This is a genomic window from Micromonospora sp. SD19, assembly GCF_054462275.1.
In genome coordinates this window covers 351,337-369,517 of record NZ_JBTLMN010000006.1, presented here as the reverse complement: position 1 = coordinate 369,517, position 18,181 = coordinate 351,337, and the positions used below count along the sequence as shown (strand labels likewise).

Sequence of the window (18,181 nt, the reverse complement as noted above, 5' to 3'; positions counted from 1 at the left end):
TGAACGGCGGATGTCCACCGGAAGCACTGTCGGTTAATGATTCCGGTCCATTGCGCGAAAGTGTCCGACAATCAGCGCTGGCGGCGATCCTCCCGAGCCAGGGAAATCGGGATGACGGTGATTTCCCGGCCGTCGGTCAGCTCCTGTTTCGGGGTGCCCTCGACGAATCGGAAACGCCGGTTCATCTGTCGTACGACGGTATTGTGGCCGAGCACCTCGCCGTCGAGCCGGTCCAGGTGCAGGCCGTCGAAGGCGTACTCGACGGCCTCCCGCATGACCCCCAGCCAGGCGGGCAGCGTCTCATCCCGCCCGGCCAGCCCCTCGGCGTCGAGATAGAACCCCCACGCCCCGGTACGCGGGCCGTCCAGCTGCAGGTCGAAGAAGGTGACCACGCCGCAGGGGCGGTCGTCGCGCACGTACACCAGCACCCGTCGGGACGGGTCTTCGCGGACCGCCGACCACCACCGGGCGTGCTCCTCGGCGGTGATCTCGTGACTGGTCTTGCTGACCTGTCGATTGGTTTCCTGATTACGCCAGGACAACATCAGATGAACGTCGTCCGTCGTCGCTTCGCGCAGCACGTGCGTCTCGCTTTCCTAGCCGTTCACGTCGGGTGCCGGCACCTTACCCGGGCCTACCGGGAAATGGGATACGCATTCATTGGGTTGTAGACTGCGGCGCATGAACGAATTGAGTCGCGCGCAGATCCGCGACCTCATGGCTCAGGTGCTGAAAAACCAGGACAAGGAGCTGCCGGGCGACGACGCCGCCCAGTTGCGGGAGATCGGCTTCCGGTCGCTCGACTTCTCCGAGCTGGCGCTGCGGGTGGAGGACGAGACGGGGGAGGAGCTCAACTTCGACGCCCCCGGGCTGCGTCGCATCGCCACCGTCGGGGACGTCCTCGACTTCCTCGTCGAGTTGCAACACCAGTGACCGTCGCGACGTCGCGCCACAGCGCCCCCGCGCCCGCGGAGCCGGCCGGTGTGGACAACCGGCTCGTCGTCGGTGGCACCGCGCTGACCTGGCGGTCGCTGCCGACCCCCACACTGCCCGACCCGGCGGCGGTGCTCGCCCACTCGGCGGTGCACGCGCTCACCGCGGCGCGGCAGCACGCCGTGCACGGCACCGAGCTTCTGCTCAGCACCGCGAGCCGGGTCGACGCGGCGCTGCGTACGGAGCTGCTGCAAGCCGGGTTCACCGTCGGCGTCCTCGACGACGACGGCCTGCACCCGGGCGCACCGGCCCGGCCGCGAGCCGCCGAGCCGGGCCGGCTCTGGCTGCTGACCTCGGGCTCCACCGGGCGTCCGAAGCGGGTCGGGCACACCCTCGACACGCTGACCACCGTGCGGGTCGACCAGCCCGGCCGGACCTGGCTGTGCCCGTACGCCCCCGGCACGTACGCCTGGTGGCAGGTGGTCACCCTGTCGTTGACCCAGCCGGGCCAGCACCTCGTGGTGGTCGAGCCCGACGAGTTGGACGACTGGCCCGGTGTCGCCGCCGCGCACGGGGTCGACGCGGCCTCGGGCACCCCGACCTTCTGGCGGCGCACCCTCTACCGCGACGCCGAGGCGCTGGCCCGGGTGCCGCTGCGCCAGATCACCCTCGGCGGTGAGCCGGTGGACCAGGCGATCCTGGACCAGCTGCGGGAGGTCTTCCCGGCGGCCCGGGTGTCCTGGATCTACGCGTCCTCGGAGGTGGGGGCGTCCATTGTGGTGCACGACGGGCGGGCCGGGTTCCCTGTCGACTGGCTGGACCGGGACACCCCGGGCCGACCGACGCTCTCCGTCGTCGACGACGAGCTGGTGGTCACCTCCCCGTACCACGGTGCCGGTCTCGCCGGCCCGGTCCGCACCGGCGACCGTGTGCAGGTGCTCGACGGCCGGGTGCTGATCACCGGCCGACTGGACTCCGACGAGATCAACGTCGGTGGCAGCAAGGTCTCCGCCGGCATGGTCCGCGGCGTGCTCGCCGGTCATCCGGCGGTGGCCTGGGCCCGGGTGACCGGCCGCCGGGCCCCGGTGCTCGGGCGGATGGTGGTCGCCGAGGTGGTCCTCGCCCCCGCCGCCAGCGGTGTGCCGGACGAGGCCGCGCTGGTCCGCTGGTGCGCCGACCGGCTTCCCGAGCACGCGGTGCCGCGCCGCATCCGCGTCCTGACCGACATTCCCGTCAAGGAGACCCTGAAGAGCGATGTCTGAGCCCGCCGACACCCAGCTCGTCCCACCCAGCTCCGTGGTTCTCGTCTCCGGCGGGTCCCGTGGCCTGGGCCTGGCCATCGTCACCGACCTGCTCGACGCGGGCGTACGGGTGGCCGCGTTCGCCCGCACCATCACCCCTGAGTTGGAGAAGCTCGCCGCCGAGCACCCCGACCGGGTGCACGTCGGCGCCGTGGACGTCACCGACCTGCGGGCCGCGCAGAGCTTCATCCGCGAGGTGGAGCAGCACCTCGGCCCGATCGACGGCATCGTCAACAACGCCGCGATGGGGCAGGACTCCCTGCACGCGCACACCGCCAATGACGACATCGCCCGGATCATCGAGACCAACCTGACGGCCCCGCTGCAGCTGACCCGGCTGGTGATCCGCCGGATGCTCGCCAAGGGGCTGCGCGGGCGGATCGTCAACATCACCTCGATCTGCGGGCAGCGCGGTTTCCCCGGCCTCGTCGCCTACTCGGCCACCAAGGGCGGCATGGACGCGGCCACCCGCTCGCTGGCCCGGGAACTGGGCGGCCGGATGCTGGTCAACTCCGTCGCGCCCGGCTTCTTCGCCTCGGAGATGTCCGCGGTGCTCGGTCCGACCCAACTCGACCAGATCGTGCGCCGTACCCCGACCGGTCACCTGACCGAACCGGCGGAGGTCACCCCGGTGGTGCGGATGCTGCTGCGGGAACACACGAACATCAACGGCCAGGTCATCGTGGTGGACGGTGCCGCCTCCGTCTGACCTGCGACCGGTTCTGGGGCCGGCGCGGCACGGCGACGTCGCCGTGCCGCGTCCGGTGCCGGGGCTGCTCGCCGCCGCCGAGCAGCATCTGCGGATCGGGTCACCGGCCACGATGGCCGACGCGGTGACCCGTAGTCACGTCGACGATGGACGGTGCGTCGGCTGGTACGGCCCACCGGTGCCCGGCTGGCGGGTGGCCATCGACGCGGAGCGCGCGGACGCCCCGGTGCCCCCGGCGCTGGCCCGCCGCTTCGGCACCGGTGACTTCTGGGCCCGCTGGACCCGGGCCGAGTGCTGCTGCAAGCTGGCCGACGTGCCGATAACGCTCTGGTGGCGCCGACACGGCCTGACCATCCCGTCCGACGGCGCCGCCCTCTGGCGAACCCTCCGCCCGCAGAACCTGGTCATCACCGTCGGCTTCGCCCCCACCCTCCCGCCCTCGCGATCTTGCACTTTCTGACGCCGAATCGCGGCTGATGCGCCTTTCGTCGGGACAGTAACTGCAAGATCGCGGGGGTGGGGGCGGGGTTAGATGAGGTTCCAGGTGAGGGGGGTCCCTCGGGGGACGTCGGTGGTGAAGGTGCGGCCGAGGACCCGGTCGATCTCCACCGGGGGGAGGCCGCCGGCTGGGCGGATCGAGCGGACGTTGTGCGCGGTCACCGGGTCACCGGCCCGGACGTCCTCGACCACGAAGAGCGACCGGCGGAACCGCAGCCCCTCCCGCTCGGCGGGGGTCGGGCCGATCGCGGTGCCGCCCAGGGCCGCGTACGCGCGGCCGGACTCGGCGACCAGGGCCGAAAGCTCCGCCGGGTTCAGGGAGAAGTCCGAGTCCACGCCACCGTCGGCCCGGTCCAGCGTCACGTGCTTCTCGATGAAGCAGGCGCCGAGCGCCACCGAGGCGACCGCGACCCCGATGCCGGGCGTGTGGTCGGAGAGCCCCACCGGCACGTCGAACGCACCGGCCAGCACCGGCAGCCGGCGCAGGTTGCTGTCGGCCGCCGGCGCCGGGTAGGACGCGGTGCAGGCCAGCAGGATGATGCCCGCCGCGCCACCGGCGCGGGCGGTGCGCACGGCGGCGTCGATCTCGGCGACCGTCGCCATTCCTGTGGAGATCACCATGGGCTTGCCGGTGCTGGCCACCAGTCGGATCAGCGGCAGGTCGACCAGCTCCGACGAGGCGATCTTGTACGCGGGCGCGTCCAGCGACTCCAGCAACTGCACAGCGGTCGCGTCGAACGGTGACGAGAAGACGGTCAGGCCACGCTCGCGGGCCCGTTCGAAGATCGGGGCGTGCCACTCGTACGGGGTGTGCGCGCGCTCGTAGAGGCGGTACAGGTTCTCCCCGCCCCACAGCTCGTGCCCACTGGAGATCCGGAACGCTGGGGCGTCGACGTCGATGGTGATGGTGTCCGGCCGGTACGTCTGGAGCTTCAGTGCGTGCGCCCCGCTGTCGGCCACCGCGTCGACGATGGCCAGCGCCCGATTCAGATCGCCGTTGTGGTTGCCGGACATCTCGGCGACCACGAACGGTCGCTCACCGGCACCGACCGCGTGCGGTCCGATCTTGATTGTCGCCGTCATTCCGACCTCTGCTCAGGTACGCCCGCACCGGAGTGCGGTGGTGCTGTCGTCGTCCACCCGGCGGGCGGACGACCTGGAAAACCACGGTGCCGGGTGCCGCCTCGGGGTGCGGTGGGGTCGATCACGTCAGCCGGCCGCCGGCCAGCGCGTCACGGCGCTCCGGGGTGGGCGCACCACTGCGTGTCGGCGCGTTGTCCGCCCGTCGGCCCGGTTCCTCGTCGACGGCTGGCGAACCGCCGTCGGCAGCCGCCGGGCTCGGCCGACGCAGCCGACCGGCGACCCGGTGGGCCTGGCGCAGCGCCGAGTACGCCAACCAGTCACCCCGCCCGACGAGGCGGTGCTTGAGCCCCGTCGCACCGGGGGGCAGCGGGTAGCCGCCGCTGGGCAGGTACCGGCGGTAGTGCGCGGCGGCCCGGTGGAAGAAGTCGCGCCGCAGGTGCGGGTGCAGCCGGCCGTCGTTGCCCACCACCACCAGGTAGTGGCTGATCATCAGCTCGAAGAGTTCGGCCTGCAACCGCTCGTCCGGGTGTTTCCGGGCAACCCAGTCCATCAGCCGCTCGTACTGGGCGAAGGCGTCGAAGTGCCGGCCGCTGCGGGTGGAGGTGATCGCGCCCTGGCGGCCCTGCCGGTACAGGTAGCAGACCCGGTCCAGCACGGAGATCTTCTCGGCCCCGATCAGCAGCGGGTGGCTGAACGGGATGTCCTCGTACCAGCCGGGGAAGAAGCGCAGCTCCAACTCGTCCATGAAGCCTCGGCGGACCACCTTGTTCCAGGCGGTGTGCTGCACCCGCAGCAGGCGCGGCTGGTCGGCCAGCCGGGTGACGCCGGTGATCCCGCGCAGCAGCGGGCTGCTCGCGTCGATCTCCCGCCGGCCGTCCTCGTGCACCCGCAGGTGGTCGAGCATCAGCACGTCGGGCTGGTGCTGGCGCAGCCGGTCCAGCACCTCCGCGATGGTGCCCGGCGGCAACCAGTCGTCGCTGTCGACGAACCAGACGTACCGGCCGCTGGCCACGTCGAGCCCCGCGTTGCGGGCCAGCCCCAGGCCCACGTTGCTGCTCAGATGCACGACGCGGACGCCGTCGCGACCGGCCGCGTACGCGCGGAGCATGTCGCCGCAGCCGTCCGGGGAGGCGTCGTCGACGGCGATCAGCTCGACCGCGTCCGACTCGCCCGCCGGGATGTCGGCCCGGATCGACTCAAGGCACTGGTACAGGTACGCCTCGACGCTGTACACGGGCACGACGATGCTCAGCAGCGGTGCGTGCGTCGGCTCATTGACCACGCCCGCCACCTTCGACGACCCGGGTGGCCGGCCCCGGAACCTGACGTTGCCGCCGATGGTGGAGTCTCTGAACTCCCGGGCAGCGGAAGGTTAACGCCGACTGGCGGGTGGTGCCGTGGCGCGGAAAACGGCGGGTGGGACGCGTCCGGTTCACCCAGGAGTGACCCGGTAGGGTGCCTCGGTGCGGCCCTGCCGGGCCGTCGCGGGCGTCGCCGTCGCGCCGTCCGACGCCGCGCCGAGGAGGCTACGACAGTGCTGGTGACCCCGCCGAGCGCCGGGATCCCGGCATGACGAGCGTCGCCGCGACGTCGGCCGCCCCACCAGCACCCGCCCTGCCCCGGCTGCCGTCGCTGACCGGGCTGCGCTGGATCGCCGCCCTGCTGGTCTTCGGCTTCCACGCGGGCACCATGCGGATCATCGCCGAGCCGGACTACAAGGCCGTGGTCGACGCCCTGTTCACCCTGGGCCTCTCCGGGGTGCAGTTCTTCTTCATCCTCAGTGGTTTCGTGCTGGTCTGGTCGGCCCGGCCGGGTGACTCCCGGCGGACCTTCTGGCGGCGGCGGGTCGCCAAGATCTACCCGAACCACCTGGTGCTGTGGGCGGCGACGCTGGTGGTCGCCTGGTGGTTCGCCGACCCGGTCCTGCCGGCGGCCGCGCTGGAGAACCTGCTGCTGCTGCAGGCCTGGGACCCCCGGCCGGGCTGGTTCTACAGCATCAACACGGTCAGCTGGTCGCTCTCCTGCGAGTTCTTCTTCTACCTCTGCCTGCCGCTCGCCCTGCCGTTGCTGCGCCGGGCCCGGCCGAAGCTGCTCTGGGCGCTGATCGTCGCGCTGCCGCTGCTGATCCTCGCGCTGTGGCCGGCGCAGGAGTTGGTGCCGGAGGTGAGTCGGTGGTGGTTCACCCAGATCTTCCCGCCGGTCAGGTCGCTGGAGTTCTGGTTGGGCGCGGTGGCCGCCGAGTTGATGCGCCGAGGGCTCTGGCGCGGGCCGGGTCTGGCCGTAGCCAGCGCGATCTTCGTGGTCACCTGGGTGGCGGCCGCGCAGTGGATCCGCGCCGAGTTGTGGACCACGTTGCTCGCCGTCGCGTACCTGTTGGTGATCACCGCTGCCGCTGACGCGGACGTGCGGGGTCGGCGCTCGCCGTGGCGTTCCCGGCCGTTGATCTGGCTCGGTGAGGTCTCGTTCGCCTTCTATCTGGTGCACGTGCTGGTGATGACGAGCGTGCTGCGCTGGAGCGGGGACTGGGGGACCGGCTTCGCGGGCTGGCGTGGGCCCGCCGTGGTGCTCGGCTTCCTGGTGGCGAACCTGATCCTCGCCGGGCTGCTGCACCGCTTCGTCGAGACCCCGATGATGCGCCGGCTCGCACCGCGCCGTCCGGCCCGGCCGGCGCCCGTCCCCCGGCAACGCACGGCCGGTGCCCCGACCGCCGGTGACGGCGACGCCGAGGGCGGGGCCGCGGGGGCCGCCGACGAGGTCGGTCCGGCCAACGGCCGATCACCGTACGCCGACCGGCGCTGACAGCGTCCACCCTGGTCAAACGGGTCGGCGCGGCGCGATCCGACACGCCCGTGGTCGGTGCGCCCGCCTCGGCGTGACGGTAGCGTGGGGATGTGCTTCCGGTCGCGTTCACCTGTCCGCTGTGGTGGGTGGCGCGCTGGGCGACGCGGGTGCTGACCAGCCTCGCCGTCGTCGCGGCCCTGGCGCTCGGCGCAGGCCCGGCCACGGCCGCCGCGTCGACGCCCAGCCCGGTGCCACCGTCGAGCGTGGTGTCGGCCTCCGTCGCCGCCGGGCCGCTGGCGGCCTCCGGTCGGCACGTCGGGGCGCACGCTGCGGCGCGCCCGGCAGCGGCGATCCCACCGGACGCCGTCGAGGAGGCCGTTCCCGCCTGGGCCGTCGACTCGCCCGGGGCGCTCCCCGAGGAGCACTGCGTCACCGCGACCGGCGTGCTTCCGGTCCGCGCGGCGGAGTCCGACCGGCTGCCCCTCGTCGACAGTGCGAGCGGTCGGGCCTGCCGGGCCCCACCCCGGCGCTGAGCCACCGGGACGATCGTCCCGCCGCCGCGCCTGTCGCCCCACCCGCTTCCCACCCGCCGACCGGTGGCCCGCCGTGGCCCGCCGGCCGGTGTGGCCCCATCGCACTGCTCTCTCCCCGAGGTGCCGACCATGGAGACCGCCGTCTTCTACCAGTTCGTGACCGAGGTGCCGCGAGCCGCCGCCATCTGGTCGACCCTGGTCCTGCTGACCCTGGGCCTGCTCACCGTGCTGGCCGCCCGCCCCGAACGGGACCGGCCCGCCGACGACCCGCTCCCGGCCGCGCCCACCGCCCGGGAGGTGGCCGCCGCCGAGGCCGCCGACCTGCGCCGCTACGCCGAGGAGGTGGCCGTCGCCGCGGCCGGCGCGGCGACGACAGCCAGGCGGCGACGCGCCGCCTGGCTGAGCGCCCAGGAGCAGATGGAGCGGGCCTGGACCGGGTACGACGCGGCGGACACCGCCGCGCGTCGCTTCGCGGGCGCCGGGGCGCTGCCCACCCCACGGACCCCGCACACCCCCGCCGAGTACGCGGCCCGGGAGCGCTATCTGCACCGGGCGGCGATGGCGGCGTACTGGCGGGGTGACCTGAGCATGGCGCAGCTCGGTGACGTGTTCGGGCACCGGCACGGCTGGGATCCCCGACGCCACCCGGTCGAGCAGGAGGTGTTGATCAGCCGGGTGGTCCGGGATGCGCGGCTGGCCGACTACCAGGCGGCCGCCGACCGTGAGCGGGCCGCCTGGCGTGACGCGGAGCTGGCCGCCGAGTCGGCTCGTACCCTCGCCGAGGAGGCGTACGCGGCGGCGGCCCGGCTGCGCCCGCACCCGGTGGCCGCCCGCCGGACGGTGGCGGGGGCGTTGCGCCCGGCCGTCGTGGCACGGTGGCGACCGGCCCGGGCGGGTTGAGCCCGATCTGTGATGTGAGGCCGGTCACGCAATTGTGAAATCGGACGTCCGACGCGAGCCGCGCCATTGTTCCCGCGATTATGGTCGCGTTCTTCGTCGCCTGTCCGGTTGTCGCCCGCAGGCGCGCCCGTAACCGGTTGTCCCATCGAGTCACATCATCGGCAATACGCGCAGAAATTGCCTCGCCGATTGAGGTTTACGCAGGTGAACCCGGCTTGGCAGGGCGCGGAGCCGCCAGTACTGTCGTCCTGTCCGATGCGGTAACCGATCGCAAGACGCGACGCCGCATCGACCCGCTTAATCGTGATCAACGAACCGGGGACCCATCAGTAAGTCCGGGGTGAATCCGCGAGCCACGGCCCGCGGTAGGGCGATCTTCCCGCCCGAATCCGTCAGCTAACCCGGTAGGCGGTGTCGGAAGGAGTCCCATCCTCGTGCAGCACCTTTCCACCCCTCGGTTGTTCCCTCGCCTCCACGGCGCGGCGGTGCACCCGCTCATTCGTCCAGTGACGGTGAGCTGACCCCCCGGGTCATCGCCTTCCCCGCCCGGCCACGCCGGGCGTTCCCCTGAGCGGTTCACCATCCGCGGACCACGGTCCGCGCGCTGGCGCCTGCCCGGATACCGGTCCGGCCCCGGTGTGCCGCTCTCCCCCCGATCCGTGGAGGACCCCGTGAAGCACACCCTGCAGCGTCAGCTCCGCCGCCTCGCCACCGAGCGCCCGTACCAGATCGTTGTCGCCTCCGCCGCGGCTCTCGCCATCGCCACCACCGGCGGTGCCCTGCTCACCACCGCCGACGACGCCCCGGCCGACCAGCGCACCGCGACCACCGTCGCCGAGATGCGCAGCGACGTCGCCGCCTCCCGGGGCGACGTTCGGGACGCGTCCCCCTCGGCCAGCGCCGCGCCGACCACCGCCGCGCCGGCCACCAGCGCCGCGTCCCCCGCCGCGAAGGCCAAGAGCAACCCCGACCTCACCCGTAAGCCGACGCCGCCGAAGCCGCCCGCGACCAAGGTGCTCGACTACGACTACGAGGCGCAGAACACCTACTACAACTGCGGTCCGGCGGCCACCCGCAACGCGCTCAGCGCCGCCGGCATCGACCGCACCCAGGAGGAGCTCGGCGCCGAGCTGGGCACCACCGAGATGGGCACCAACTCGGCCGAGGACACCACCCGGGTGCTCAACGCCGAGGTGAAGGGCTCCCCATACCGGACGCGGATGTTCCCCAGCGCGCCCAGCCCGGCGCAGATGGACCGGCTCCAGGCCGACGTGGTGAAGGCCATCACCGACGGCCGGGGCGTGGTGGCCAACGTCGTCGGGGACGCCACCGACACCGACGGCGGCTGGCACTCCTACGGCGGCGGGCACTACATCGCCGTCGTGGGCTACAAGGACGACGGTCGCACCGTGCGGATCGCCGACTCGGCGAACCCGGCCGACCCGTCGTACTGGATCACCACCATCGACCTGGCCAACTGGATCACCAGCCGGGGCTACTCCGCCTGACCCGGGCACGCCGAGGACCGCGGGCGTCGTCCCCCACAAGGGGCCGGCGCCCGCGGCGTCTTCGGCGGTGCGGTCAGTAGGTGATGAAGCCGTACAACGCCTTGTGGTTCGACTTCGTCCCGACCACGGTGTGGTCGACGGCGGACGACTGCACACTGCCCCTGACGAACAAGTAGTCGATCTTGCTGGAGCCGTTGGTGGCCGCCGACCCGTACCCGGTCATGCCGTAGCCGCTGAGCGTGCCGGGGGCGATGCCGGTGCGGTTCGCGTCGATGCCCACCACGCGGATCGTCGACGCGTTCAGCAGCGTGGTCGCGTCCGCACCGAGGTGGATGCCGCTGTTGGCGATGCCCCGGTCGCCGTCACCGGCGCAGGCGTTCTGCCGGTTCTCCTGCGGCAGGTGCATCGTCGCGGCGAACACGCTGGTGCCGGTCGCCTTGATGGTGAAGCGCGCCGCGATCGCGCTGGTCCGCTTCCACTTGTAGTAGTCGGTGCTGTCCGGGTCACTGTTCGGCGGCTTGTACAGCGTGCACCCGGCGCCGTTCGCGTACGCCGTGCCCGGCTTGAGCCAACCCGCGCTCCAGTACTTCGAGATGTCGCCACTGGCGAGGTTGAGCGTGCGCTTGTTCCAGATGATGGCGTTGGTCTGCTTCTTCTTCAGGTCGCCGAGCGACTGCGAGCTGCACTTGTGCGTGCTGCCCCACGGCTCCGGGTCGTCCCACGCCACGATCGCCCCGTAGCTGCCCGCCGGGTAGCCGAACTTCGCCGACAGCTGGTCGGCGTACGCCTCGGCCTGGCCGGTGCCGCGCACCTGCTGCACGATCAGGATGTCGGGCGCCACCACGCCGCTGGTGCCCGTGCGACCGGCGTCGTCGACCAGGATCGAGGTCAGGTGGTCCGGTCCGGAGATCCGGGTGCAGCTCCCGTCGGAGTTGTTCACCACCAGGTTCTCGATGTTGTTGTTGTAGACCCGCAGCACCCGGTCGGCCGCCGTGACCGCTGCGCCGTCCGGTGCGGCCACGTCCGGTGGCGTCGCGGACGCCCGGTGCGGTACGCCGAGCGTGACGGCTGCCAGTGCCGCGACCAACGCCGACCCGTACATCCTGTACACAGTGGCTCCCCTCGGGACGGAATCGACAGGTGGCTCTGTCCGTCCGGCCCGGAACTCTACAGTGGATCATCGTTTGGTGGGGGCGGCATGGATGACGGCTCTCGTACCAGGCCGTGAACCGTGGGAGACTGCGGCCGTGGTGGATGAATCGGGTGGTCAAGCCGGTCGCGGGCGGGTCCTGCTGCTCCTGCACGGGATGGGCACGACCGGGGACGTCTGGTTGCCGTGGGCGCCGCTGCTGGAGCAGCGCTGGGCGGGGCGGTGGCTGGCACCGGACCTCGCCGGCCACGGCTGGGCGGCACCGCTTCAGTCGTACACGTTCGCGGGGTTCGCCGACCGGATAGCGCGCGGCCTGGCGCCCGGCGACCGGCTCGTCGTGCTCGGACATTCGCTGGGCGGGGTGGTCGGCCTCGCGCTGGCCGCCCGCGCCGCCGGTGCGCCGGTGGACGCCGTGGTCGGGTTGGGCATCAAGGCCGTCTGGTCACCCGACGAGCTGACCCGCGCCGCCGACCTCGCCGCCCGCCCGATCAGTTGGTTCGCGACCCGCGCCGAGGCGGCGCGCCGCTACCTGCGGGTCTCCGGGCTGGCCGGCCTGGTCCCGCCGGACGACCCGGTGGTGGACGCCGGGCTGCGCCAGGTCGACGGCCGGTGGCGCCTCGCCATGGACCCGACCGCGTTCGCCGTCGGCGAGCCCGACCTGGCCGCGCTGCTGGCGGCGACCGACGCGCCGGTCGTGCTGGCGCGCGGGGAGCACGATCCGATGGTCACCGACGAACAGCTCAAGGAGTACGGCGTGCCGGTGGCCACCCTGCCCGGCCTCGGCCACAACGCGCACGTGGAGGACCCGGCGGCCGTGCTGGCGCTGCTCGACCCGTACCGCTGAGCGGTTATGCCGGGGTGGACGCGGTGAGCGTCTCGGCCGGTGCCAGCTCGCGGCGGGCGGCTGCCAGGAACGCCTCGGCGTACGACTCGGCGGGGAAGTCACCCAGGTAGCGGCGGCGGGTGGCCCAGCGGGCCTCGGCCAACGGGTCGGTGTCCAGCAGTGCGGTGAGCACGTCGTCCACGTTGGACATGTCCCGGCGCAGCACGTAACCGGACCCGGCCAACGGGAAGCGCTCCACGAACCGCTCGCCCTCGCCACCCATGTCGGTGACCGCGTACGGCTTCCCGGAGTAGAGGAAGTCGGAGATCACGCCGGACACGTCGGAGACCAGCGCGTCGGAGGAGTTGACGCACTCGGTGAGGCTCAGCTCCCGAGCCGCCGCGCCGACCACGTGCTGGCGGCCGGTGCGCGCCCGGTCGACGACGAGCAGTTCGGTGAGGCGGCCCAGCTGACGGGCCGACGCCGGGTTCTGCGCGGTGTACGGGTGGGCCCGCAGGATCACCGTCGCGCCGCGCTGCAGCAGCCGCTGCAGCAGCCTCTCCGCCACCGGCAGCGAGCAGTAGTCGGCGTCGGCGTGGTGCCCGGTCCAGGTCGGGGTGTACAGCACCGTGGGGTGTGCCAACCCGCGCGCCGGCTCCGCGCGTACCTCGATCGACTCGACCTGTGGGCGACCCACCACCACGAACTTGTCCGCCGGGATCTGCACCCCGGCGCGGGCGTACCTGTCGATCGCCGCCTGCCCGGCCACGAAGATCCGGTCGAAGATCCCCGACACCGGGTTGGCGCTGGGCGCCTTGTCGCTGTCGCCGTGGTGCAGCTGGACGTGGGTGAGCTGGGTGAAGCGGACACAGTGGCTGTTCTTCGCCCCGTGGTTGACGTAGAACGCCACCCGCAGGCTCGGCACCAACGCCTCGTCCATCGCTCCCAGGGTGGGGCAGTAGACGACCGGCGCGTCGGTTGCCGCCGCGATCGGGGCCAGGAACTCTGGTTCGCGCACCACGACCAGGAACGGTCGGCCGATCCGTTCCAGGTACGGCAGCCACATGGTGACCTGGTATTCCGACCCGGGGGGTGCGGAGAAGTAGAGCAGGAACTCCGGGCGGTGCCGGCGCAGCGCGGCGGCCACCGGCCCACCGCCGGCCCGCGGCCGGAACCGTCGCCGGGCCAGGTCCAGTGCGACAGCACCGGCGCCCGCCCCGACCAGCAGGCTGGCGGCCAGCGCCACCCCGGCCGGCAGGGCGAGCGCGGCGGCGAGCGCCAGGGCGGCGAGCAGCCCGAGCAGCGCCGTGCCGAGCTGGTTGGCGACCAGCGGCGTCCAGGCGCGGACCGGCAGGTTGGCCGCCCGGATCTCCAGACTGCCGGCGGTGCGCAGCGGACCCACCAGCAGCACCAGCCCCAGCAGGACCAGCCCGGTGACGACCAGTGCGACGTTGAGCCCGTCGTCCAGCCGCCGGGCGTAGCCGACCAGGATCGCCGCGGCGATCAACGTGGTCTCCGCCACCAGGTCGGCGCCGGGCCGGATCCGCTGCTCGGCGGCCGTGGCGGCCAGCGCGGCGACGGCCAGTGCCAGCCCCCAGCCGGTGGCACCCGTGAGTGCCAGCACGACAAAGGCCAGCACGGCCAACCCGATGGTCAGGCACCGGGCGGCCAGCTTTCGGACCAGGTCGCCGCGCATGTCGCTCCGTTCGTGGTTCCGCCGCCGCCGGCGTCAGTTCGCGGACGTCGCGCCGGCCGGTGCCTCGAGAGGACCCGACCCGGCCTGGGCCGGCACGTTCGGCGTGGGCCCGTCACCGGGCGCCCGGCGTACGTCGATGACCTGACCGGTCAGGTCGGAGATCAGCACGTCCAGCGACGACTGGGCGACGGCCTCGGCGGCGAGCAGGGTGTGCTCCGGCTCCTCGCCGAAGGCCCGGGTCCGCATCGGGGTGGCGGTGCGCTCCGGGTTGATGCAGTTGACCCGGACGCCCACGTCGGCCCACTCGTCGGCGAGCGCCTGGGTGAGGTTGACCAGGGCGGCCTTGGTGGCCGAGTAGAGCGCGTAGCGGGCCCGGCCCCGGGTGTAGGAGCTGGAGGTGTAGAGCAGCAGCTGACCCTTGGTCTGCTGGAGGTACGGCAGGGACTGCCGGGCGATGGTCACCGGGCCGACGAAGTTGACCTGGAGCACCCGGTCCATCGTCTCCTCGTCCATCTCGGCGAGGGCGCCCCGCTCCAGGATCCCGGCGGTGACCACCACGTGGTCGATCCGGCCGGTGGCCTCGAAGGCGGTCGTCAGCGCGGCCTCGACGTCCTCGGCGCGCTCGACGTGGGTGCCGGTGGTGGAGCGGCTGAACGGGAAGACCTGCGCGCCGTAGCGGCGGGCCAGCTCGGCCAGCTCGTGACCGATGCCGTAGCTGCCGCCGAACACCACGATGGTGCGGCCGGTCAGCTCCTCGGCGTAGCTGCGGTGGTCGGTGAGCCGTGGTGCCTGCGCGGCGGCGAGCTGGAAGAGCTTGTCCGCCAGGTGCACGTCGACCGGGTGGGTGACCTTGATGTTCTCGTCGGAACCGTCGATCACCTTGATCGGGGTGCCGGGCAGGTAGCGCAGCACCACGCCACAGTCGTCGGTGGCGGCGAAGTCCGGGTCACCCTCGGCGATCCGGTACGCCTCGCGGATGGTGGGGGAACGGAACGCCTGCGGGGTCTGGCCACGGCGCAGGCGGGAACGCGTCGGGATGTCGGTGATGCAGTCGTTGTCGTCGACCTGGATGATCGTGTCCGCGGAGGGGATGGCCACGTCCACGGCGGCGTAGCTCCAGAGCGCGTTGACGCACTCGCGCACGATCCGGCCGCTGAGCAGCGGACGTACCGCGTCGTGGAAGAGGATGTTGCAGTCCGCCGGGCCGACCGCGTCCAGCGCGATCCGGGTGGTGGCGTTGCGGGTGTCGCCACCCTCGATCACCTTGGTGACCTTGCGCAGGCCGGCCTTCTCGACGATCTGCCGGGCGTCCTCGACGTGGCCGCTGGCCATCAGCACGATGATCTCGTCGATCTCCGGTGCCGCCTCGAAGACCGCAAGGGTGTGCTCGATGATCGGCTTACCGGCGATCTTCAGCAGCTGCTTCGGGATGCCGAGGCCCAGCCGGGTCCCGGTGCCTCCGGCGAGAACCACCGCCACTGTCCGTGAGGGGCGCCACGGCGTCGGGTTCTCCGCTTCGGCGTCCGGGCCAGTGGTCTGGTCCTGCGTCATTGCCGGATCCTCACTCTCAGGGATGCGTTAACGGAAGGTTCCGCCCGAGCGGCGACGGAATGAACCTTAACGCGCGGACCGCGCCGCCCCAACGCGGGCGACGCGGTCCTCGGGGGTGCCATGTCGATGCCGGACGTTCGCGGAACTCTACTTGCTGTTCGCGTACGCCTCGTATGCCCGGATGACCTCGTCGGTGGGGCCGTCCATCCGGATGACGCCCGATTCCAGCCAGATCGTCCGTTCGCAGGTGTCCCGTACGGAGGAGAGCTGGTGGCTGACCAGGAACACCGTTCCCGCGCCCTCGCGCAGCTCCCGCACCCGCTGCTCGCTGCGCTTGCGGAAGCCCTTGTCGCCGGTGGCGAGCGCCTCGTCGATGAGCAGCACGTCGTGCTTCTTGGCGGCGGCGATGGAGAACCGCAGCCGGGCCGCCATGCCGGACGAGTACGTCCGCATCGGCAGGCTGGCGAAGTCACCCCGCTCGTTGATCCCGGAGAAGTCGATGATCCCCGCGGCCTGCTTGGCCACGTCATCGGGATGCATGCCCATGGCCAGGCACCCGAGAACGACGTTGCGCTCCCCGGAGAGGTCGTTGAGCAGGGCGGCGTTGACGCCCAGCAGCGACGGCTGCCCCTGGGTGTGGATGGCGCCCCGGTTGACCGGCAGCAGGCCGGCGATGGCCCGCAGGATGGTGGACTTGCCGGAGCCGTTGCTGCCGATCAGCCCGATCGCCTCGCCCCGGTACGCGGTGAAGGAGATGCCCTTGACCGCGTGCACCTCCCGGACGTTCGGCGCGTGGGTGCGCTTGACCAGCCGGCGCAGCGCGGCCACCGGCGTGGTGCCACCGGCGGCGCCCTGGTGCACCCGGTAGATGATGTGCGCGTCGTCCACGACCACTGTCGGGATGCGTTCCTGCGTCCGGGTCATCGTCGCGTTCGCCTCGGTGTGGGCGTTGAAGTGCTCAACCACGGCCGTACTCCTGTTCGCCGCGCCAGAAGTAGAAGAAACCGCCGATGCCGGCCACCAGCGCCCAACCGGCGCCGACCAGCCAGAGCTGGGTCAGCGACTCGTTGAGCAGCGGTGCCTCCTCAAGCAGCGCGTACCGTGCCAGCTCGATGTAGACCAGGAGCGGGTTGAACTGCACCAGCGTCGTCGCCCAGCCGGGCAGCCGCTCGAAGAGGCTGACGCTGTAGAGGACGCCGGAGCCGTACATCCAGGTGCGCATGATGAACGGCATGACCTGCTTCAGGTCGCTGGACTTGGAGCCCAGCCGGGCCACCAGCAGCACCACGCCGGCGTTGAACACCGCCTGCAGCAGCAGGGCCGGCACCAACAGGAACCACTCCCAGGTGAGCGGTTCGCCGGTGACCAGCACGATGCCGACGAGCACCACCATCGAGGCCAGCAGTTGCTGGAACTGCGTGATCGTGGTGGACAGCGGCAGGCTGGCCCGGGGGAAGTGCAGGGCCCGGATCAGCCCCAGGTTGCTGCTGATCGACTGGGTGCCGGCCAGGACGGCGCTCTGGGTGAAGTTGAAGATGAACAGCCCGGTGGTCAGGTAGGCGATGAAGTTCGGGATGCTCCTCTGGTCCAGCACCACCCCGAAGATCAGGTAGTAGACCGCCGCGTTGGTCAGCGGGGTGAGCACCTGCCAGAGCTGACCCAGCTTGGCGTTGCTGTACGAGGCGACGAGCTTGGCATTGGCGTACGCGGCGATGAAGTGCCGGTAGGCCCATAGTCGGCGGCTGTACTCGACGAGGCTGGGGCGCTCACCGGCGACCCGGAGCCCGTGCCGAGCGGCCAGCTGCGCCTGGGTCAGGCCCGTGTCGGGGTCGACCAGCGCGGTGGTGGCCATGGAAATGGCGCTCCGATCTTTCGTGCAGACGGGGGTTGCTCGCGACGATCGCATCCTAGTGGGAAATTTGCGCGGGGCGCCGCCTCGTCGCTGCCAGGACAGTAGTCCGAAACACGTCGGGACGCAACCGTACCGTCGTTGCGCTAGGCTGTGCGCCGTGACCTGCGATAAGAGCCCTCGATGACCACCGAGAAGAGGCGGGCACCGGCCGGCGCGGCGGTGCTGCGCGACGAGATCACCACGGCGATCCGCCGCGCGCTGATGCAGGAGCTCGCCGCTGTCGGCTACGGCCGGCTCTCCATCGAGGCGGTGGCCCGCCGGGCCGGCGTCAGCAAGACGGCGATCTACCGACGGTGGAGCTCGAAGCTCGACCTGGTGCTGGAGATCGTCGCCGCCGCGGCCCACGGCAAGCTCCCCGCGCTGGACACCGGCACGCTGCGCGGTGACCTCGCGCTGCTGTTCCAGGTGGTGGCGCACGCGCTGCGGCACCCACTGGCGTCGCAGATCATCCCGGACCTGCTGGCCGAGGCCGCCCGCAACCCCACCATCGACGCGACCCTGCGTCAGGTGCTGCACACCCGGCAGCAGGAGATCGGCGGTCGCCTGGTCACCCGGGCCGTACAGCGTGGTGAGCTGCCCGACGACACCGACCTGGACGCCGCCGTCGACCTCATCGTGGGGCCGCTCTACTGGCGGCTCGCCATCGCCCGGCTCCCGCTCACCGACGGCTACCTCGACAACCTGGTCGAGTCCGTGGCGGCCGGGCTCGGCGCCGACAACGTTCTGCCCCGCCCCCGGGCGGCCCCGAGATCGGACTGACCAGCACCCCGACACTCGGTCGCCGGCAGCAGCGGTCGCTCTGC

General features: G+C 72.0%; 18 protein-coding genes and 1 riboswitch. Of the genes, 10 read left to right on the top strand and 8 right to left on the bottom strand.

Translation table 11 applies throughout. The annotated features are described in order from the left end of the window. Positions 1-71 precede the first annotated feature (71 nt). Positions 72-581 (bottom strand): GNAT family N-acetyltransferase, encoded by a 510-nt coding sequence (locus ACX27O_RS21800; protein WP_458939990.1) that lies wholly within the window; start codon positions 579-581, stop codon positions 72-74. Positions 582-681: 100 nt separating this feature from the next. On the opposite strand from ACX27O_RS21800, the gene ACX27O_RS21795 reads away from it, so the two are divergent. From ACX27O_RS21795 to ACX27O_RS21780, 4 genes are read left to right on the top strand one after another with little or no spacing between them, the layout of a single operon-like run. Continuing rightward, positions 682-933, top strand: coding sequence for an acyl carrier protein (locus ACX27O_RS21795; protein WP_030335845.1), 252 nt, complete (start codon positions 682-684; stop codon positions 931-933). After that, entirely contained in the window at positions 930-2,195 is a 1,266-nt protein-coding gene (locus tag ACX27O_RS21790; RefSeq protein WP_458939989.1) for an AMP-binding protein, read from the top strand. The genes ACX27O_RS21795 and ACX27O_RS21790 overlap by 4 nt, the downstream gene beginning before the upstream one ends. After that, positions 2,188-2,943, top strand: coding sequence for an SDR family NAD(P)-dependent oxidoreductase (locus tag ACX27O_RS21785; protein WP_458939988.1), 756 nt, complete (start codon positions 2,188-2,190; stop codon positions 2,941-2,943). Before ACX27O_RS21790 ends, ACX27O_RS21785 begins: the two co-directional genes overlap by 8 nt. Continuing rightward, a complete protein-coding gene (locus ACX27O_RS21780) occupies positions 2,927-3,403 on the top strand; it encodes a hypothetical protein (RefSeq protein WP_245233725.1) in 477 nt (158 codons plus the stop codon). The genes ACX27O_RS21785 and ACX27O_RS21780 overlap by 17 nt, the downstream gene beginning before the upstream one ends. A gap of 68 nt (positions 3,404-3,471) precedes the next feature. On the opposite strand, the gene pseI is transcribed toward ACX27O_RS21780, so the two are convergent. Next, on the bottom strand, positions 3,472-4,524 hold the full coding sequence (gene pseI / locus ACX27O_RS21775; RefSeq protein ID WP_387221908.1) for a pseudaminic acid synthase: 1,053 nt from the start codon (positions 4,522-4,524) through the stop codon (positions 3,472-3,474). 121 nt (positions 4,525-4,645) lie between these two features. Continuing rightward, positions 4,646-5,806 (bottom strand): glycosyltransferase family 2 protein, encoded by a 1,161-nt coding sequence (locus ACX27O_RS21770; RefSeq protein ID WP_458939987.1) that lies wholly within the window; start codon positions 5,804-5,806, stop codon positions 4,646-4,648. Between the two features lie 287 nt (positions 5,807-6,093). Here ACX27O_RS21770 and ACX27O_RS21765 point away from each other — a divergent pair, with 287 nt between their 5' ends. The 4 genes from ACX27O_RS21765 (at position 6,094) to ACX27O_RS21750 (ending at position 10,246) form a co-directional block, all read left to right on the top strand. Then, positions 6,094-7,323 carry an acyltransferase family protein gene (locus ACX27O_RS21765; protein WP_458939986.1) on the top strand — a complete coding sequence of 410 codons (1,230 nt, stop codon included), beginning with the start codon at positions 6,094-6,096 and terminating at the stop codon, positions 7,321-7,323. 92 nt (positions 7,324-7,415) lie between these two features. Next, the gene (locus ACX27O_RS21760; RefSeq protein WP_357638651.1) at positions 7,416-7,838 is read left to right on the top strand and encodes a hypothetical protein; all 423 of its coding nucleotides are present in this window, start codon (positions 7,416-7,418) and stop codon (positions 7,836-7,838) included. Positions 7,839-7,967: 129 nt separating this feature from the next. Then, positions 7,968-8,738, top strand: coding sequence for a hypothetical protein (locus ACX27O_RS21755; protein ID WP_458939985.1), 771 nt, complete (start codon positions 7,968-7,970; stop codon positions 8,736-8,738). Positions 8,739-9,022: 284 nt separating this feature from the next. Continuing rightward, positions 9,023-9,164: riboswitch (cyclic di-AMP (ydaO/yuaA leader) on the top strand. A gap of 233 nt (positions 9,165-9,397) precedes the next feature. Next, positions 9,398-10,246, top strand: a complete 849-nt coding sequence (locus ACX27O_RS21750; RefSeq protein ID WP_458939984.1) for a C39 family peptidase — start codon at positions 9,398-9,400, stop codon at positions 10,244-10,246. Between the two features lie 73 nt (positions 10,247-10,319). Here the strand turns inward: ACX27O_RS21750 and ACX27O_RS21745 are convergent, their stop codons facing one another. Then, positions 10,320-11,357 (bottom strand): hypothetical protein, encoded by a 1,038-nt coding sequence (locus tag ACX27O_RS21745; RefSeq protein WP_458939983.1) that lies wholly within the window; start codon positions 11,355-11,357, stop codon positions 10,320-10,322. Between the two features lie 136 nt (positions 11,358-11,493). On the opposite strand from ACX27O_RS21745, the gene ACX27O_RS21740 reads away from it, so the two are divergent. Then, on the top strand, positions 11,494-12,240 hold the full coding sequence (locus ACX27O_RS21740; RefSeq protein WP_458939982.1) for an alpha/beta fold hydrolase: 747 nt from the start codon (positions 11,494-11,496) through the stop codon (positions 12,238-12,240). Positions 12,241-12,244: 4 nt separating this feature from the next. On the opposite strand, the gene ACX27O_RS21735 is transcribed toward ACX27O_RS21740, so the two are convergent. The 4 genes from ACX27O_RS21735 to ACX27O_RS21720 form a co-directional block, all read right to left on the bottom strand. Beyond that, on the bottom strand, positions 12,245-13,915 hold the full coding sequence (locus ACX27O_RS21735) for a CDP-glycerol glycerophosphotransferase family protein (protein WP_458939981.1): 1,671 nt from the start codon (positions 13,913-13,915) through the stop codon (positions 12,245-12,247). Between the two features lie 33 nt (positions 13,916-13,948). Further along, entirely contained in the window at positions 13,949-15,466 is a 1,518-nt protein-coding gene (locus tag ACX27O_RS21730) for a D-ribitol-5-phosphate cytidylyltransferase (RefSeq protein WP_458939980.1), read from the bottom strand. Between the two features lie 147 nt (positions 15,467-15,613). Beyond that, positions 15,614-16,390, bottom strand: coding sequence for an ABC transporter ATP-binding protein (locus tag ACX27O_RS21725; protein ID WP_036412239.1), 777 nt, complete (start codon positions 16,388-16,390; stop codon positions 15,614-15,616). A gap of 34 nt (positions 16,391-16,424) precedes the next feature. Further along, positions 16,425-17,318, bottom strand: coding sequence for an ABC transporter permease (locus ACX27O_RS21720; RefSeq protein WP_458939979.1), 894 nt, complete (start codon positions 17,316-17,318; stop codon positions 16,425-16,427). A 180-nt stretch (positions 17,319-17,498) separates the two neighbouring features. On the opposite strand from ACX27O_RS21720, the gene ACX27O_RS21715 reads away from it, so the two are divergent. Further along, positions 17,499-18,137, top strand: coding sequence for a TetR/AcrR family transcriptional regulator (locus ACX27O_RS21715; RefSeq protein ID WP_210857973.1), 639 nt, complete (start codon positions 17,499-17,501; stop codon positions 18,135-18,137). The last annotated feature ends 44 nt before the right edge of the window (positions 18,138-18,181 follow it).

Coding starts and splice junctions, on each gene's coding strand:
- ACX27O_RS21735 (WP_458939981.1), bottom strand. CDS start 13,915: ATGCGCGGCGACCTGGTCCGAAAGCTGGCCGCCCGGTGCCTGACCATC.
- ACX27O_RS21720 (WP_458939979.1), bottom strand. CDS start 17,318: ATGGCCACCACCGCGCTGGTCGACCCCGACACGGGCCTGACCCAGGCG.
- ACX27O_RS21725 (WP_036412239.1), bottom strand. CDS start 16,390: ATGACCCGGACGCAGGAACGCATCCCGACAGTGGTCGTGGACGACGCG.
- ACX27O_RS21785 (WP_458939988.1), top strand. CDS start 2,188: ATGTCTGAGCCCGCCGACACCCAGCTCGTCCCACCCAGCTCCGTGGTT.
- ACX27O_RS21765 (WP_458939986.1), top strand. CDS start 6,094: ATGACGAGCGTCGCCGCGACGTCGGCCGCCCCACCAGCACCCGCCCTG.
- ACX27O_RS21730 (WP_458939980.1), bottom strand. CDS start 15,466: ATGACGCAGGACCAGACCACTGGCCCGGACGCCGAAGCGGAGAACCCG.
- pseI (WP_387221908.1), bottom strand. CDS start 4,524: ATGACGGCGACAATCAAGATCGGACCGCACGCGGTCGGTGCCGGTGAG.
- ACX27O_RS21715 (WP_210857973.1), top strand. CDS start 17,499: ATGACCACCGAGAAGAGGCGGGCACCGGCCGGCGCGGCGGTGCTGCGC.
- ACX27O_RS21755 (WP_458939985.1), top strand. CDS start 7,968: ATGGAGACCGCCGTCTTCTACCAGTTCGTGACCGAGGTGCCGCGAGCC.
- ACX27O_RS21795 (WP_030335845.1), top strand. CDS start 682: ATGAACGAATTGAGTCGCGCGCAGATCCGCGACCTCATGGCTCAGGTG.